The following is a 17,242-nucleotide window of genomic DNA, read 5'->3' on the forward strand; positions in this document are numbered from 1 at the left end:
TTTGTGGTCATGGGCGAGCAATGAGGTTACAGGGTCATGGCGGCCAACCAGCCAAATGCCAGCAACGGCAGGTTGTAGTGCAGGAAGGTCGGCACCACGGTGTCCCAGATATGGTGGTGCTGGCCGTCAATATTCAGCCCGGAGGTAGGGCCGAGGGTGGAGTCCGACGCCGGCGAGCCCGCATCGCCCAGCGCACCGGCCGTACCGACGATGCACACGATGGCCATCGGGCTGAAGCCCAGTTGCACGCACAGCGGCACAAAAATCGCGGCGAGGATCGGCACCGTGGAAAACGACGAGCCGATCCCCATGGTCACCAACAGGCCCACCAACAGCATCAGCAAGGCGCCGACACCACGGCTATGGCCGATAAACGCCGCCGAGGCTTGCACCAGCGAACGCACGTCACCGGTGGCCTTGAGCACTTCGGCAAACCCTGAGGCGGCGATCATGATGAAGCCGATCATGGCCATCATCTTCATGCCTTCGGTGAACAGGTCGTCGGTATCGCGCCAGCGCACGATGCCCGACACCGAGAAGATCAGGAACCCGGCAAGGGCGCCGATGATCATCGAGTCCAGCCACAGTTGAATGATGAATGCCGAAGCAATCGCCAGACCGGCCACCAGGAGGGTCAGCGGGTTGTACTGCACCGCCACTTGCTCGACCCGCTCGATTTTCTCCAGGTCGTACACGCGTTTTTTGCGGTAGCTGATAAACACCGCCACCAGCAGGCCGGCCACCATGCCCAAGGCCGGCAGGCTCATGGCGTGGGTCACGTTGACCTGGCTGATGTCCACGCCGCTGCCGGCGACGTTGGCCAGCAGGATCTGGTTGAGGAAGATATTGCCGAAGCCCACCGGCAGGAACATATAGGGGGTGATCAGGCCGAAGGTCATTACGCAGGCGATCAGGCGGCGGTCCAGTTGCAGTTTGGTCAGCACGTACAGCAGCGGCGGCACCAACAGCGGAATAAACGCGATGTGGATCGGCAGAATGTTCTGCGAGGCAATCGCAACCACCCACAACAGGCCGATCAACAGCCATTTGACGTGGCTGCCACCCGTGGCGTCCTGGCGGTCGACCAGCAACAGGGCCTTGTCCGCCAGCGAATGAGCCAGGCCGGACTTGGCAATAGCCACCGCGAAAGCGCCGAGCAGTGCGTAGGACAACGCCACGGTCGCGCCCCCACCCAAGCCGCCATTGAAGGCCTTGAGCGTGGCCTCGATGCCCAGGCCACCGGCCAGACCACCCACCAGGGCGCCGACAATAATGGCAATGACTACATGCACGCGGGACAGGCTGAGCACCAGCATGGTGCCGACCGCGGCGATGACTGCGTTAATCATGGTTACCTCAAGCAGAAACATAAAAGACAGGCATGCCCGCGCCCAGATGGCCATTGACTGGCAACCCGCTCGCAGACTTTAAGGAGGTCTTATTAGAGGGCGCGCACTTTGCAGCAGGCGGGCGCGCATGTCAAAAAGCGGCGCCGCTTTCGGGTTTGGATTGATCGCTTGAATAAACAAAACTGTCGATCGCCACGGCTGAGCCAGGCGTTGAACCGTCTGGCAAATCCGCCGCAGGGCTTGAGGGAGCAATTTTGGATTGAATGCCTTTACACATCGTGGGAACGAAGACTTTTCCCACAGCTTGATGGGGGCATGTCAGGCGTGGCGCTTGGGCAGTTCGATCAGCACCTTGAGCCCACCCAATTCACTGTCCTGCAATTGCAACACGCCACCCCACACCTCGACGATATCCCGCACGATGCCCAACCCAAGCCCGTGGCCCTCAGTCTGCTCGTCCAGCCGCGCGCCACGACTGAACACCTGGTCCCGTTGGGCTTCGGGGATGCCGGGGCCGTCGTCTTCCACCGTCAGCAGGTAAACGTGCCCGGTATCGCTGACGCTCAGGCGAATTTCGGCGTCCGCCCACTTACAGGCGTTGTCCAGCAGGTTGCCGAGCAGCTCCAGCAGGTCTTCGCGGTCCCAAGGCAGATACAGGCCAGGGGCGGCGTGGTAGCTGAGGTCCAGGTGTTCGCCGTGGATCATGTTCAGGGTGGCGAGCAAGCCAGGCAGTTCTTTTTCGCAGTCGAACAACGCCCCCGGCAGGGTTTCGCCGGCCAGCCGTGCGCGGTTGAGTTCACGGTTGAGGCGTTGCTGCACTTGTTCCAGTTGGTCGCGCAGCAGTTGGCTCAGTTCGGGGCGGTCCTTGAGCGCCTCGCTTGACGCTGCGCTCAATAACACGGCCAACGGGGTTTTCAGCGCATGCCCCAGGTTACCCAGGGCATTGCGGGAGCGCTTGAGGCTGTCTTCGGTGTGGGCCAGCAGGTGGTTGATCTGCGCGACCAGCGGCTCCAGCTCCTGTGGCACCTGGGTGTCGAGTTGCGAGCGTTGGCCCTGTTGCAACTGAGCGATCTGGTTGCGTGCGTTTTCCAGCGGGCGCAGGGCGCGACGCACCGTGAGCCGTTGCAGGATCAACACCAACAGCAGCGCCGCCAGGCCCAGCACCAGGCCGATCTGACGCATCAGCTGGAAACTTTCCCGCACCGGTGTGTAGTCCTGAGCCACGCTGATGGAAATCGAGTGGCCAAAGCGCTTGTAGTCCGAACGCAGCACCAGCAGTTGTTGGCCTTCGGGGCCCAGTTGCAGGTTGCCCTTGAGCCCGGCTTCGGGCAGTTGGGGCAATTCCTGGTCCCACAGCGAACGAGAACGCCAGTGCACATCGGCAAAGTCGATACGAAAGTAATGCCCGGAAAACGGCCGTTGATAGGCCGGCGACAGACGCTGCTCATCCAACTGCACGCCGTTGGGCCCACGCACCAGCGCCACCAACAGGTTTTCCGCGTCGTTACGCAGCCCGGCTTCCAGGTAACGCTGCAAACCGGCCTCGAACAACCACAGGCTGGTTTGCGCCAGCACCACACCGACGACCACCATCACGCTGATCAGGCCCAGGCTCAGGCGTCGCTGAATCGACCTCATGCGGGGTTGGCGCCAAACCGGTAACCCTGGCCACGCCGGGTTTCGATCACGCTGCGGCCCAACTTGCGGCGCAGGTGGTTGACGTGGACTTCCAGCACATTGGAATCGCGTTCGGTCTCGCCATCATACAAATGCTCGGCCAGGTGGCTTTTCGACAGGATCTGCTCGGGGTGCAGCATGAAATAGCGCAGCAGGCGAAATTCCGCGGCGGTGAGCTGGATCTCTTCGCCGCCGCGCAACACGCATTGGCGGCCTTCATCCAAGTGCAGGCCGGCGGCTTGCAGGGTGGGTTGGTTGGCCTGGCCGTGGGACCGGCGCAACAGCGCCTGGATGCGCAGGTGCAGCTCTTCAGGGTGAAAGGGTTTGCTCAGGTAATCGTCGGCACCGGCCTTGAGCCCTTCGATACGCTCGGCCCAGGAGTCGCGGGCGGTGAGCACGAGCACCGGAGTGGCGAGCGCGGCGGCGCGCCATTGCGCCAGCACTTCGAGGCCAGGCAAACCGGGCAGGCCAAGGTCGAGGATGATCAGATCATAGGGTTCGCTGCGGCCCTGGTAAGCGGCGTCGCGCCCGTCAGCCAGCCAGTCCACGGCATAGCCCTGGCGCTGCAAGCCGGCCAGCAGTTCATCGGCCAGGGGTACATTGTCTTCTACCAGCAGCAGGCGCATCAGTCTTCCTCATCTTTAATCAGCGCACCGGTGGTAGCGTCAAGTTTGATCTCGCGCACCACACCCTCGGTGGTCACCAGCTCCACTTCATAAGCATATTGGCCGTGTTTTTTCTCAAGCTCGGCCTCTAGCATACGGGAGCCCGGATAGCGCGCCATGGCCTGCTGCAACAGCTGCTCCAGCGGCAGGATCACGCCCTGCTGGCGCAACGCGAGGGCTTCGTCCTGGTTGAGGTCGCGGGCCTGCAAACTTGAGCAGAACACCACAAGCACCAGTGCCACCCGACTGCCGGTGCGTAAATTTACCTTCATTACGTATCCTGATGATTCTTGAGAACCTGCCCGGTGAGCGCGTCCAATTCAACGTCCCATTCGATACCGTTGCGATCTTGCAGCTCGACCTCATAAACGTACTTGCCGTAGGCCTCATCCAGGTCGGTGTCCAGCAGCGTAGAACCGGGGTGCAGGGCCAGGGCCGTGGCTTCCAGTTGGTCAAAGGCGACAATTGTAACAGTGCCGGGTACGACCAGTGGTTTGTCCGGGTCCACGGCTCCGGCCTGGGGCGCCGCACAGGCGATGATAACGGCGGCGACCAGAGCGGTGAGGCGTTTCATGATAAATCTCCGTTACGCGATGTTATTCCTACACACGCCACGGTAACGGCTGCAACTTAACTGAAACTGAATTGCCACCATGGCAATTGCGCGTAGGCCTTTTCCCACAACCCGCGAGATTTCCTATACTGCCCCCTCGCTTCAATCGAGACCGGTATGACAGCCATCCACATCAAGTTTCCCGCCCTGACCCTCAAGGCCGGCAAACGCGCCCTCGCGCGCATCCGCGAACAGGGCCTTGCGCCTGCCGACGTCGGCATTCTGCCCGGTGCGGCCGGTGGCCCCAAGGCGCTGGGTATCCAGGGTCTGGACCTGGCGCTGTTCGGCGACTGGCTGCCGCGCGCGCCACGGGAACGGGCGCTGATCGGTGCGTCCATCGGCTCCTGGCGCTTTGCCAGTGCCTGCCTGCCCGACCCGGTACAAGGCCTGTTGGACCTCGGCCGGCTGTACAACGAGCAGCGCTTTGCCAAAGGCGTGACCATGGCCGACGTCAGCCAGAGCTGCCGGCGCATGCTCGACGACCTGCTGGCCGGCCGCGATGCGCGGGTGCTGGACAACCCCGACTATCGCCTGAACATCATGGTAGTCAAAAGCCACGGCCTGCTCGCCGATGACCATCGCGGGCGCCTGGGCCTGGGCCTGTCCTCGGTGATCGCCGATAACCTGCGTGGCCGCGCGCGGCTGTCGCGGCATTTCGAACGGCTGATCATCCATGACCCGCGCCAGCCGCCACCGGTGCATCCGCTGCAGGATTTTCCGTCGCGCTTTGTCGAATTGGATGCAGGCAACCTGCGCCAGGCATTGCTGGCCTCCGGCTCGATCCCCATGGTGATGCAAGGCGTACGCGACCTGCCTGGCGCCGGCAGCGGCACTTACCGCGACGGCGGCCTGCTGGACTACCACCTCGACCTGCCCTACCACGGCGACGATATTGTGCTGTACCCGCACTTCACCGACCGGGTCGTCCCCGGCTGGTTCGACAAGGGCCTGCCGTGGCGACGCAGCAATCAACAGGGCTTGCAGGATGTGTTGCTGCTGGCGCCGTCCAGGGACTACTTGGCCCGCCTGCCCCACGGCAAACTGCCGGACCGCAGCGACTTCAAGCGCTTCGTGGGCGATGACGCGAGCCGCAACACATACTGGCAAACCGCGATGAGCGAGAGCCGGCGGCTGGGGGATGAGTTCCTACAGTTGGCCGATAACGGCGGGCTGGGCGAGCGCTTGCAGGCGCTTTGACCGAGCGGTATGCGCGGCGAGGGATCAAGCTGTTAAACTCGCCGGCTGCCAGATACCTGACCGAGCTGAAAATACTGTGGAAATCTTCAAGGAATTTACATTCGAATCCGCCCACCGCCTGCCGCACGTGCCGGACGGCCATAAATGCGGGCGCCTGCATGGGCATTCGTTCAAGGTGGCTATCCACCTGAGCGGCGACCTGGATCCCTATACCGGCTGGATTCGCGACTTCTCGGAGATCAAGGCGATTTTCAAGCCGCTCTATGAACGCCTCGACCACAACTACCTCAATGACATCCCCGGCCTGGAAAACCCGACCAGCGAAGTGCTGGCCAAGTGGATCTGGAACGAACTCAAACCCCTGTTGCCGGAACTCAGCGCAATTCGCATCCACGAGACCTGCACCAGTGGCTGTATTTATCGCGGCGAATAAGCCTGCGATGTGTGTAAAAAACCACCCTTGCGGTGGTTTTTTTCGGCCTAGATGATTTACCACGCAGCCACCGTTTGACTGATCCATTTTGTATCACCCCTGCACCGCTTTCGTGCCCGACTGGGCAGCGCGAACACTCCCTCCGGCATTTCTTGCCTGTTTGGCTATAAATACTGTGCACGCTGCACAACTCACACCGTGCGCCCGTCACTGCTGCTGATTTGGCACGGGCGGTGCAATAGGCCTGCGTCACTCATTCAGGGAGCACGGCACATGACGCAGCAAGAACCGGGCAACGATTACCCTTTAAGCGAAGTCCCCATGCATGCGCGCAAAGGCCTGGCATCCACCGCCATGGTGCTGCTGGGCTTTACGTTTTTTACCGCGACCATGTTTGCCGGCGGCAAGCTGGGGGTGGCGTTCAGCTTTATCGACATGCTCGGCGTGGTGGCCTTGGGCAACCTGCTGTTGGGTATTTACGCGGCGGGCCTGGGTTATATCGCGTTCAAGAGCGGCTTGAACTCCGTATTGATGGGGCGCTTGTGCTTTGGCGAAGTCGGCAGCAAGCTCAGTGACTTGATCCTCGGCTTCACCCAGATCGGCTGGTACGCCTGGGGCACCGCCACGGCTGCCGTGGTGCTGGGTAAGTACTTCGAACTGAGCCAGGGCAACGTGCTGGTGTTGATGCTGGTGTTTGGCCTGGTATTTTGCGCCACGGCTTACGTGGGCTATCGCGGGCTGGAGATTCTTTCCTACATCGCGGTGCCAGCCATGGGGCTGCTGCTGTTTCTGTCGATGTGGGTCGCCACGGCCAAAGTCGGCGGTTGGGACGGCCTGCTGGCGGTGACGCCAACCGCTGAATTGGATTTGTCCACGGCGATCACCCTGGTGTTCGGCACCTTCGTCAGCGGCGCGACCCAGGCCACCAACTGGACGCGGTTTTCGCGCTCGGCCAGGGTCGCGGTGCTGGCCAGCCTGATCGGTTTCTTTATCGGCAACGGCCTGATGGTGCTGATCGGGGCCTACGGCGCCATCGTCTATCAACAACCGGATGTGGTCGAGGTGTTGCTGCTGCAAGGCTTTGCGCTGGCGGCGATGGCCATGTTGCTGCTCAATATCTGGAGTACCCAGGACAACACCATCTACAACTTCGCCGTGGCCGGCTGCAACCTGTTGCGCACCCAACGCCGCAAGACCGTGACCCTGGCCGGCGCGGTGATCGGCACCCTGCTGGCGCTGCTTGGCATGTACGACATGCTGGTGCCGTACCTGATCCTGCTGGGCACGGTGATACCACCGATTGGCGGGGTGATCATGGCCGACTTTTTCTACCGCTATCGTGGCCAATACCCGCGCCTGGCCGAGGCTCGCCTGCCGGCGTTCAACTGGCCGGGGCTGGCGGCCTATGCCGTGGGCACCGTGCTGGCATTCAACTCGCCCTGGGTCGCGCCGCTGGTAGGGATCGCAGCCGCGTCGCTTACCTACATCGTGCTGACGGCCGTACTACGTGTGCGTGCGCCATTGGCTGACGCTCAAGCATGAGCCTGACCGTCGCCGATGTGCTGGCCCTGCCTGGCCTTGAATCCATGCGCCTGCGCGCCGGCGAGGCAGGCCTGGACAACCCTGTGCGCTGGCCCTACGTGGCGGAAAACAGCGGGATCGCCGAGTGGGTGCTGGGCAGCGAGCTGGTGTTTGTCACCGGCATCAATCACCCACGGGATGAAGCGAACTTGCTGCAATTGCTGCAAGAAGCCTGTCAGCGCAAGGTGGCCGGGCTGGTGATTCTCACCGGGCCGGCGTATATCCAGGCGATACCCCAGCGGCTGCTGGATGCCGCGCACGCAGCGGGCATGCCGCTGATCGAGCAACCCTACTCGTTGAAAATGGTGCTGGTAACCCAAGCCATCGGCTCGGCGCTGATCCAGTTCGAGCAGTTGGGGCGTTCGCGCCATGATGTGTTGGAACGCTTGCTGACCGGTGACTTTCAATCCCTGGAAGTGCTGCTGCACAGGGCCGCGCAACTGGGTATGTCCCTCAACGGGCATTGGCAGGTGGTGCAATTGCAATTGGAGGGCAGCGAGTCGCTGTTTGCCCAGAACGATACACAACAGGTCGAAGCGCACCTGGCTCAGCAACACGACGGCATCAGTCGCCGCCTACGTCAGTGGTCGGCGGGGTTGCCGTTATTGGGCCGGGCCGGGAATTGGACACTGCTGCTGCCGGCCCCCGACGCGGTTGCGGCCCTGGCTAACCGCCAACAATTGGCCACCTGGTTGAAGCCGCTGAACCTGCGCCTGGCGCCGCTTAAATTGTTTACCGGCCTCAGCGCCGCCGCGCACCCACCTGCGCGCCTGGCCCAGGCCCAGGATGAAGCGCGCCAGGCGTTGGCCGCCGCGCGGCGTTTCAGCGAACGCGCCGGGCTGTGCGTGTACGACGAACTGGGCGTGCTCAAGTTACTCAGCGGCGTGCGTGATCGCGCCCTGCTCGACCACTTTCTCAATGAACGCTTGGGCCCGTTATTGCGCCACGACTTGCACCATGGCCCCAGCCTGATGCCGACTCTGGAAGCCTGGTTTCACGAGAATGGTAACCTGATGGCCGCCGCCCAGCGCCTGGCCCTGCACCGCAACACTGTGACGCACCGCGTCCAGCGCATCGAAGCCCTGTGCGGGCTGACGCTGGATAACGCCTATGACCGCCTGGACATCGGCATCGCCCTGATGATCTGGCGGCTGTCTGCCTGATTGTTTTTAGCCAAGAGGAACTTGCCCATGCACATCATCAACGCCCGCCTGCGCAACCATGAAGGCCTGCATGATCTGCACCTGGAAAACGGCCGGATCGCCAGCATCACGCCACAAACCAGGGCGCCGATTTTAACCGCCGATGATGTGGACGCGGCCGGCAATCTGGTGATCCCGCCATTCGTCGAACCGCATATCCACCTCGATGCCACGCTCACCGCCGGCGAACCGCGCTGGAACATGAGCGGCACACTGTTCGAAGGGATCGAGTGCTGGGGCGAACGCAAAGCCACCATCACCCAGCAAGACACCAAGACCCGCGCCAAGCAGACCATCCAGGCGCTTGCCGCCCACGGCATCCAACATGTACGCACGCATGTCGACGTCACCGACCCGGACCTTACGGCGCTCAAAGCCATGCTGCAAGTGCGTGAAGAAAGCACGCACCTGATCGACCTGCAAATCGTCGCGTTTCCCCAGGAAGGCATCGAGTCGTTCCACCATGGCCGCGAACTGATGGAAGAAGCCATTCGCCTGGGCGCCGACGTGATTGGTGGCATCCCTCACTTTGAATACACTCGCGACCAAGGCGTGAGTTCGGTGAAGTTCCTGATGGACCTGGCCGAACGCACCGGTTGCTTGGTGGACGTGCATTGCGACGAAACCGACGACCCGCACTCGCGCTTCCTCGAGGTGCTGGCCGAAGAGGCCCGAAGCCGCGACATGGGCGCCCTTGTCACCGCCAGCCACACCACGGCCATGGGTTCTTACGACAATGCTTATTGCGCCAAACTGTTCCGCCTGCTGGGACATTCCGGCATCAGCTTCGTGTCGTGCCCGACCGAAAGCATCCACCTGCAAGGCCGTTTCGACAGCTTCCCGAAACGCCGTGGCGTGACCCGCGTCAACGAGCTGCTCGAAGCCGGCATGAATGTTTGCTTCGGCCAGGACTCCATCGTCGATCCCTGGTACCCCCTGGGCAACGGCAACATCCTGCGGGTGCTCGAAGCCGGTTTACACATTTGCCATATGCTCGGCTACCGCAACCTGCAAAGCGCCCTCGACCTGGTGACCGATAACAGCGCCAAGGCGATGGCCCTGGGTGATCGTTATGGCCTGGAACCCGGACGGCCAGCCAATTTGCTGATCCTCTCGGCGCACAGCGACTACGAGGTGATTCGCAGCCAGGGCCTGCCGCTATACTCGATTCGCAACGGCAAAGTACTGATGAAACGCCAGCCGGCCCAGGTTGAGTTTATGTAACCACCGTGATCAGACGATGGAGTCGATATCCAACGTTTGTGCCCTGCCCCGATCGCTATCCGTCACGGGCGGAATGCTGGCGATTGGGGACAGTGCTCGGTTTTCACGATGGCTGAACCAACGCATGAGGCTCGGTTGCAAGTGCGCGGCGTGAGCATGGCTGCCGTAGACATCGCGCGCCCCAAGACGACGCCACCGCAGGCTTTGCAGGCGCTGGCGACTGAGGTGCAGTCGTTCGATTTCGGCATTCAACGGCTCATGATGTTCATAAGCCCGGTCATTGGCCGGTCGATGCCGAGTCAATTCTCGCCGCTTGTCTTGCAGTTGCTTGCGCATGGTCGCGAGGGCATGGTCGAGCAACTCAAACTCTCTTTCGGTCACCAGCGGGACGTTGCTGTCCAGGGTCTGTTGCCAGCGCCGCAATGTGGCCCAGGCAGCCGGGATGTAGCTGGCGGTCATGAAGTGCTGCTTGTATTGCACCAACTGCCTGATCAACCCGTCGCGCTCAGGCATATCGCCGCGCGCATGCAACGCCCGATTACGACCGGCCTCTTCAATGGACTCACATCCGGGCCTCCACAACACCGATGAATGCGTGCCATCCGGCAGCATGATCGGCATGAAATGCTGTTGTTCACCATGGTGTTGGTAGGGGTTGCCGCCGAAACGCACCAGGTCGGCGGCGAACAACAGGCCTCCGGCGGCGGGAGCGCTGAATAACGTGACGGCGCCAGGGATCCAGAGCTTGGCGGTGGTGTTCATCCAGGGCGCCGGGACGCTGGGAACGGGGTCGTTGTGGTTGACGATACGGTGGTGGACCAGAGCGGATGCGCCGACAGTGAATTCGGAGTCGGCGGCACGCGGGGCGCCGTAGGTGTAGAGGAGGATGTTGTAGTTGGCCTCCGGTATTCTGCGCAGACCTTCTGCCAACAGCAACGCAATGGCACCGCCGAGGCTGTGGCCACAGATGACTATTCGTTGGGCTGTGTAAAATTGGTTGAGGTATCGCAGCACAAAATCACGCATCGCCCGATAAGCCTGATAGAACCCCTCGTGAGCCTTACCGACGCCTTCGGTAAAAGGTGTCTGATGAGCGTTGGCATCGCGCAATCCGTCGCTTGGGCTGGCAGTACCACGCACGGCTATCAGGATGACCTCATCGTGGTGAGTAATGAACGCCTGGGTGTCGGTACCGTCTTTTTCGTCATCAAAGAAGTGCAGGCGCGAAGGGTATTCCTGTTGTTCCTCAAGCTCTGGACGATTTTGTGGATACAACTCGGGATCGAAGGGCAAAATTTCAAAACGCCTGGAGTAAGGAACGTCTTCGTAGAGCGGATAAAAACGCTGAGTTTGTTCAGGATCAATCCGCCAGGCCTCGTCGTACCCCGAAAGCTGTTCGGCAAAGAGATTTCCAACGCTCGGGCCCAGTGGAAAATGAACTTTATCCAAAGGCTTCTCTGGTGGCTCCTGGCCGAAATTGCAGTAACTCAATGCTGCGAATAATGCCAAATGATACAAGTTCAAGGCGCAGAATTTGTCTTCAGTGGAAAGTAGCGGACGTAACGAACGCAGCGGCCGTACTTCCAGAGCGGTGTGGTTGTTGGGGAATAAGACGATGCCCGATAACGTTGACTGGGGTGGGCCGAAGCCCAGGTCGGCCAGCATTTTCAGGGCATGCCGTGGGGGCTGGTGAGTCCGGGGCGCGATGGGAGGCAAGTGTGCGACATGCCTGACCAGATCGCGTACTTCGACCTGATAGAACCGATTGGCCTGCTGTCGAGCGGGATTACTTTCAACGCGCCGACCATCCGCCGCAGCAAATCGAGTTCTTTCTGCGCGATACTGAAGTTCTGTAATAGGAAGCTTATAAGTGGAGCGCGTCATTAAGTACTCATAGGGTTGCGCCGTCCCTGAATAAAGATCGTCAAAAACCAGAACCACCGGGCCACAGTAACTATCCGTTAGTTTGGCAAAGCCGTCCCCATTCAAGCGTCCTTTATAGTGTTGCCCAACACTGTCGTAGAGGGTGTACGGCAGCCCCCCATATGAAGAGCCTGCTCCGAACTCATCAACCAAACAAAAACTGATCCAATGCCCTCGCAACGAGCAGGCAGGTTTTATATCACTGAAAAAAGGTTGCTTCCGTGCGTCAAGCTTCATGAATTTCTCCTTTTTACTTGCAGGATGGATAAACCTCGCAGGTGCGACCATCCGGCATTTTTATAGGTTTAAAGTCGGTGACATTACCGTTGCAGAAAGCGTACGGGTCTTCGAAGCTTTTCCCTTTGCAGCGCTTCCAACCATCCGGAACGGCTACCCAGTTATCGTCGATAGCGGGCGCCTCCTCATCAATTACCCTCAGCGCCATCCTGAGGGTTTTCCCCGCTAGCTGATCTCGTTGCGCCAAACCACCAATGGGTGTTTTTTGCAGTTGGCCCAAGGCGTCCAGCGAATTGCATTTAAGAAGTTTTATGATTGCCTGCTTGGGCCCCACCGTCCGAAATAACCACTGACACTGCCCAGGCAACTGCTGAACACCTGAATCTGGCATTTCCGATGAATGGATATCGGAGCGATCCAAAATTGCGATACTGCCCAGATCCCCGTCAAGATCTGAATCGCGACTCCCCCACTTCGCATATACATCGAACTCCACCCCTCGCAATACCAACGGGCATCCATTGACAGTTTCCGTCAGCGGCAGTTGATAACTCAGCCGATGGGCCACTGGTGTGTAATCGGTAAAAAATACCTTGCGCTCAGGCCTCTTGCCTCGACGCTGTGGCAAGGTGCACGTTTCCCCGGTCGCTGGTCGGTAATTGGCGGCAGTTTTGAGTTTAAAATTCGCCGGCAAATCCACCTCCAGCGTGAAGCTGTCAACCGGCCGCCCCACGCACCCAAAAAGCCCGGTGATACCCAGTGCAAACAGCACGCCTAAAACTTGTCTATTCATCCTTGTTCTCCATCAAACACCACTGCCGCACCACTCGTTCGAAATGATCTTCGGGGGTTTCGCCAACCTTTGGCTGCCAGCAAATCACACTGCTGCGCGTAGCCTCTTCCAACCTGCGTACGACTAAAAATTCCAATTGTTCGGGCCGGGTCCATTGCCAGGCGCGAGCCTGTTCCAACACGTGGGTCAACCAGACTTTGGGGTCTTGAGACTCGACCAGCACAACCAGGTCTTCACTGTGTTCAGCCAGCAGGTAGCGCAGGATATTGGCGTGCAGAATGGCGCCGGCGTTTGGGTTGGGCGTGTTCAGCCAAGGGGCGGGATCGGGCACCGGGTACTCGTCTGGAGCGGGATTATCGGCAGTGTGCCAGCGGTCTTCGTGCCAGTAGCACACGCTGAGCAATGGGCCGAGGAAGGCCGGCCGATGCTCCAATGGCAAATAAGCCACTGCACGTGCCAGCGTGCGATTGTCGTGAAAGCGGTACAGCGACTGGTTACCTGGCGACCCGAGCAGCATCCGGTTACGCCAGTGGCGAGTCACGGCCGTCAAGTCAGCGGTTGGCAGGCTGCCCAGCCAGCCCCAATTCGTTTCCGGCTGCGTTAACAGATCACGCAGCGCCGCTTCGTTCACCTGATCCAGCAGCAGGATCACCGGGCCCGCCATGACCATTTCCGCCAGCGGCGTTTGCGCGTAAACGTTGCAATACCCTGATAACTCGCGGGTGGCCATCATGGGTTGGCGTGCCGCGTTATCGCCCTCAAGCACCAGGCACAGCCAGCGTCCCGCCTGTTGTTGTTGGGCCATCCATTGGTTTGGAAGGTTGTTCATCAGGCTACCCTTTCACTGAGCTCGCACAGCCCTTCGCGGCAGCGCTCACAAACAGGGCAGAAGTCCGCGCCCAGTTGCCTGGCCAAGGTCATGATGGCGCCTTGTGCGGCGGCGACTTTCGGCCCCTCGACCGCCGATGGAACACTTGTTGATGAGGTTGCACACGGCGCACCGCCGAGGGTGATAGGGCGACTGCAAAAAATACCCCCCGCCTGGATAACCAGGTGCTCTCCACCGGCCATGAAGCTCAGTTGTGCGCCTGCGTCGATCACCAGCCGGGCACCGGCCTTGAGGTGAATCTGCTGGCCGGCTTCAACCTCCACGGTCTGCCCCACATACGTACGGCTGTCGCCCTGCACATCCAGGTGATCGTTAGCCCCCAGAACCACCGTGCGATCTCCGCTGACATGGCGATGCTCGTCGTTTTCCAGGTGAACCGTGCTCAAGCCGCGAATGATTTCCCGCCGCGCCCCCGCCACCTCCAGGCGGCTGTCATGGCCCACCTGTTGTTCCAAGTCTCGTTGGGCCCTCAAGTAGATGAGCTCTTCACCGTGGCGGTCTTCCAGGTACAACTCATTGCAACCATCGCCGCCCAAGGTGCTGCGGCTACGCAGGACGCTGCGGGTCTTGTGCTGCGGCAAGGGGTAGGTGGGAAGATGCGAGGCATTGGGTAGGCATCCGTTGATCAACGGTTGGTCCGGGTCGCCTTCCAGGAATGTCACCAACACTTCCATGCCCACCCGCGGGATCACCGTTGCGCCAAACCCGTCACCGGCCCAACTGGACGCCACCCGTATCCAGCAACTGCTTTTGTCATCGGACTTGTCCAGCCGGTCCCAGTGAAAGCGCACCTTGACCCGGCCATACGCGTCGCAATGCACCTCTTCACCGGCAGGCCCGGTTACCGTTGCGGTCTGGCTGCCATTGATGGTCGGCTTGGGGTGGTTGAGGGGCGGTCGATAGGTCGCGCGCCAGGGTGTCGCCTTGAAGCGATTGCGATACCCCTGGAACCCTTCAACCTCACCTGTCGCCTCCTCCAGCACCTGGGGCTGATACCCCTCGTGACGTACCGAGGTAATCAACCACAGGTCATTGCAGGATGGGTCCGGGTGATCGCGCAATTCCAGGAAATGCCCGCTGCGCAGCGCCGGGAGATCGCTTCTGCCCAATGCTCGATGGCGGTCGCTCTGATGGCGCTCGAGCCCCCTGCGAGCCAGGCGCCCGCCCCTTGCACGGCCCTTGAAACCTGCGGGGTAGTGGTAGTCTTCAAGAGGCTGTATCGAAGCGTCGCCTGCCGTGTCCTGCAAGCGCAGGGAAGGATGCTCGAAATCATGATCGCGTCGCACCGTTTGCCGGCTGCGCGTGGCCAGGCGCACATCGAAACGCTGGATAACCTGCGTTTCGGCCGCCGGCCCTCCGACAGGTGAGTAACGCTGCAAGGGCAAGCGGCGAAATACGGTCTGGTCATCGCCAAACACCAGTACATGCGCGTCGTCGCTGTGGCGGAAGTGGTAATGAATACCCTCCTCCGCGCACAGCCGTTGGATGAAATGCAGATCGGTTTCCGCGTATTGCACGCAAAACGTACGCGGCGGATAAACCACCGGCCTCAGTTCGAACACGTAGGCGTCGGCCAGGATGCCGTGGTGTTCAAGGACTGCCGCGATGATCTGGGGCACGCTGCGTTGCTGGAAAATCCGCTGGTCACGCCGATGAGCCAGGTTGGCCAGGCGCGGTGCCAGCGTCAGGCGATACCGGGTGAGTCGGCGCCCGGGGTCATCGCGGCCGATCGCGTAAACCTGCCCGTGCAGCCCCTCTGCCCCTTCGCCAAAATCGAGATAGGCGGGTTGATGAAGCAGTGCTTCCAGGTCCAGGCTGGGGTTCTCACTGAGCACCTGCACCTGAATGAAAAACGGTTGATCGATGACCTCGTGGCCTTTAAACGCAAGCACCTGAAAGTCTGTCTCTATTCCTGGAACGATAAAGTTGAAACGTGACGAAACAAACGCGTTAACCATCCGTTGTTACCCGCCATCTTTTTTATTGCTGAATTGAAATACTTCCCCTCGGCCATACAGCGAATGAATGACCGAGAAAAAGCACCTGAGCGCACTGAAGCTTAGCGATTTCAGGTAAAAATCGGCCGCTTAAAAATAAAAAAGAAGTTTCGTACAACGGAGATAGAAGTATCTTTTACAAAATAATAAAACGAGGCATTAACTAATTTTTAAATATAAGAAACACCCTACAAAAACTTACAACTAAATATCTAACTCATTACGAAACAGCTGACACCCAGCCAAGGTATCAGCCGCACATAAAACCTCATGCCTGACGGCGGGCAGTCCCGAACAGACTGACGTTTAGCAATGTGTCGGCCTGCGTATGCAAGCGCACCGGCGCGGTGCCACCTGGCATCACCACCGCAACTTCGCCGCCCTCGACCCAGCCCGCACGCCACGCTGCAACAGCCACTGCGCTGGCGCTGGTTCCGGAAGACGCGGTAGGCCCCTCTCCCCGTTCGAACACGCGTGCGACAACCCGGTTACCGGATTGCCTGGCGGCCCACTGCAAATTGATCCCGGCTGCACAAGGTTGGCCGGCTCCCGCCGGAGGCGCAAAGGCAATCGCCCGCAGTGGTTCGAACAGGGTTGGCTGGTGCATCTGCAGGTTCTCCGGCAATGCTGAAAGCTGTTCGACCAAGGTGACACAGTGAGGATTACCCACCCGCACAAACTGGCTGTGAGCCCAGTGCGGATTGATCGCCGCCAGCGCATTCACACGGTTCAGTTCGGTGCCGCCCAGAAAGGCTGGATCAACCCCTTGCGCGCCCACGGCAGACGGCCCGAACGCGGGCAAACCCAGGTCCAGCCAGAACCCGTCGACCTGCTCATATACCGCCGGTTCAACCCGAGTCGCCACCGGCGATGCCGCGTCGGCCTTGTCATGATGGACCCGCAGTTCACAGGCTGCAGTCATCAAACCCTGGTCGGTGAGCGCCTGGGCAAAAATCGTCAAACCGTTACCGCTGCGCTCGGCCAGGGTGCCGTCGGTGTTGACGATCAACAGGTCAAACGGCGGCTCGGTCTGAAAAGGCCCGACCAACAAACCATCACAGCGATGCACCTTGGCGCCGACCGGGCGCACCCCCCAACCGCATTCGGAGGCAATGGCCGACTCGGCCCACACGCTGCGGGCAGCTGCGGCCAGAGAAGCACTTTCGGGCACCTTGATGCCTCGGCTCCTTAGAAAGACTGGGCTGACCACCCCATAAATGTTGCCTCGTGCGTCATAGAACAGGGTCATGGCGCTGCCCGCCTGAAAACTTTCATCGGTTCGTCCGTTCGGTTGCCTACATGCTGGCCAAGCAGCGTATTACACAACGCGGTTTTTTTGTGAAGCGGCCTGGAAGGTGGCAATCCACCGTAAGACCCCCGGGGTTCACCGACTCTCGCGGGGATTACGCACCTTCCAGAACGCCTCCTGCGAACTCGACCACCTCTATGTGATGCTCAAGGC

The 17,242-nt window shown here is 60.4% G+C and carries 15 protein-coding genes; 5 read left to right on the top strand and 10 right to left on the bottom strand.

Features of this window, described 5'->3' with window-relative positions; translation table 11 throughout:
• Positions 1-26 precede the first annotated feature (26 nt).
• The 5 genes from AB4O23_RS22880 to AB4O23_RS22900 form a co-directional block, all read right to left on the bottom strand.
• Complete coding sequence (locus AB4O23_RS22880; RefSeq protein WP_460064029.1) at positions 27-1,346, bottom strand: Na+/H+ antiporter family protein; 1,320 nt, start codon at positions 1,344-1,346, stop codon at positions 27-29.
• Positions 1,347-1,667: 321 nt separating this feature from the next.
• Complete coding sequence (locus AB4O23_RS22885) at positions 1,668-2,987, bottom strand: sensor histidine kinase (RefSeq protein WP_065876536.1); 1,320 nt, start codon at positions 2,985-2,987, stop codon at positions 1,668-1,670.
• Positions 2,984-3,652: a response regulator transcription factor gene (locus tag AB4O23_RS22890; protein ID WP_017526751.1), complete on the bottom strand. Its 669-nt coding sequence runs from the start codon at positions 3,650-3,652 to the stop codon at positions 2,984-2,986. Before AB4O23_RS22890 ends, AB4O23_RS22885 begins: the two co-directional genes overlap by 4 nt.
• Positions 3,652-3,963 carry a PepSY domain-containing protein gene (locus tag AB4O23_RS22895; RefSeq protein ID WP_017526750.1) on the bottom strand — a complete coding sequence of 104 codons (312 nt, stop codon included), beginning with the start codon at positions 3,961-3,963 and terminating at the stop codon, positions 3,652-3,654. Before AB4O23_RS22895 ends, AB4O23_RS22890 begins: the two co-directional genes overlap by 1 nt.
• Complete coding sequence (locus tag AB4O23_RS22900; protein ID WP_017526749.1) at positions 3,963-4,265, bottom strand: PepSY domain-containing protein; 303 nt, start codon at positions 4,263-4,265, stop codon at positions 3,963-3,965. The genes AB4O23_RS22895 and AB4O23_RS22900 overlap by 1 nt, the downstream gene beginning before the upstream one ends.
• Before the next feature lie 156 nt (positions 4,266-4,421).
• On the opposite strand from AB4O23_RS22900, the gene AB4O23_RS22905 reads away from it, so the two are divergent.
• The 5 genes from AB4O23_RS22905 to codA all read left to right on the top strand — a co-directional run bounded on the left by AB4O23_RS22905 (position 4,422) and on the right by codA (position 9,941).
• Positions 4,422-5,501, top strand: coding sequence for a patatin-like phospholipase domain-containing protein (locus AB4O23_RS22905; protein ID WP_065876535.1), 1,080 nt, complete (start codon positions 4,422-4,424; stop codon positions 5,499-5,501).
• Between the two features lie 76 nt (positions 5,502-5,577).
• On the top strand, positions 5,578-5,934 hold the full coding sequence (gene queD, locus AB4O23_RS22910; RefSeq protein ID WP_017526747.1) for a 6-carboxytetrahydropterin synthase QueD: 357 nt from the start codon (positions 5,578-5,580) through the stop codon (positions 5,932-5,934).
• A gap of 273 nt (positions 5,935-6,207) precedes the next feature.
• Positions 6,208-7,476 carry a cytosine permease gene (gene codB / locus AB4O23_RS22915; RefSeq protein ID WP_017526746.1) on the top strand — a complete coding sequence of 423 codons (1,269 nt, stop codon included), beginning with the start codon at positions 6,208-6,210 and terminating at the stop codon, positions 7,474-7,476.
• Positions 7,473-8,678, top strand: a complete 1,206-nt coding sequence (locus AB4O23_RS22920) for a PucR family transcriptional regulator (RefSeq protein WP_017526745.1) — start codon at positions 7,473-7,475, stop codon at positions 8,676-8,678. Before codB ends, AB4O23_RS22920 begins: the two co-directional genes overlap by 4 nt.
• Positions 8,679-8,705: 27 nt before the next feature.
• Entirely contained in the window at positions 8,706-9,941 is a 1,236-nt protein-coding gene (codA, locus tag AB4O23_RS22925; RefSeq protein WP_017526744.1) for a cytosine deaminase, read from the top strand.
• A gap of 9 nt (positions 9,942-9,950) precedes the next feature.
• Here codA and AB4O23_RS22930 read toward each other — a convergent pair whose 3' ends face one another.
• The 5 genes from AB4O23_RS22930 to AB4O23_RS22950 all read right to left on the bottom strand — a co-directional run bounded on the left by AB4O23_RS22930 (position 9,951) and on the right by AB4O23_RS22950 (position 17,029).
• Positions 9,951-12,101, bottom strand: coding sequence for a lipase family protein (locus AB4O23_RS22930; protein ID WP_460116640.1), 2,151 nt, complete (start codon positions 12,099-12,101; stop codon positions 9,951-9,953).
• A gap of 13 nt (positions 12,102-12,114) precedes the next feature.
• Positions 12,115-12,894, bottom strand: coding sequence for a hypothetical protein (locus AB4O23_RS22935; RefSeq protein WP_217856066.1), 780 nt, complete (start codon positions 12,892-12,894; stop codon positions 12,115-12,117).
• Positions 12,887-13,723, bottom strand: coding sequence for a DUF4123 domain-containing protein (locus AB4O23_RS22940; protein WP_065876532.1), 837 nt, complete (start codon positions 13,721-13,723; stop codon positions 12,887-12,889). Before AB4O23_RS22940 ends, AB4O23_RS22935 begins: the two co-directional genes overlap by 8 nt.
• On the bottom strand, positions 13,723-15,741 hold the full coding sequence (tssI, locus tag AB4O23_RS22945; protein WP_460150268.1) for a type VI secretion system tip protein TssI/VgrG: 2,019 nt from the start codon (positions 15,739-15,741) through the stop codon (positions 13,723-13,725). Before tssI ends, AB4O23_RS22940 begins: the two co-directional genes overlap by 1 nt.
• Positions 15,742-16,048: 307 nt before the next feature.
• Positions 16,049-17,029 (bottom strand): diaminopimelate epimerase, encoded by a 981-nt coding sequence (locus AB4O23_RS22950; RefSeq protein ID WP_017526739.1) that lies wholly within the window; start codon positions 17,027-17,029, stop codon positions 16,049-16,051.
• Positions 17,030-17,242 lie beyond the last annotated feature (213 nt).

The organism is Pseudomonas sp. H2_A10 (genome assembly GCF_054680085.1).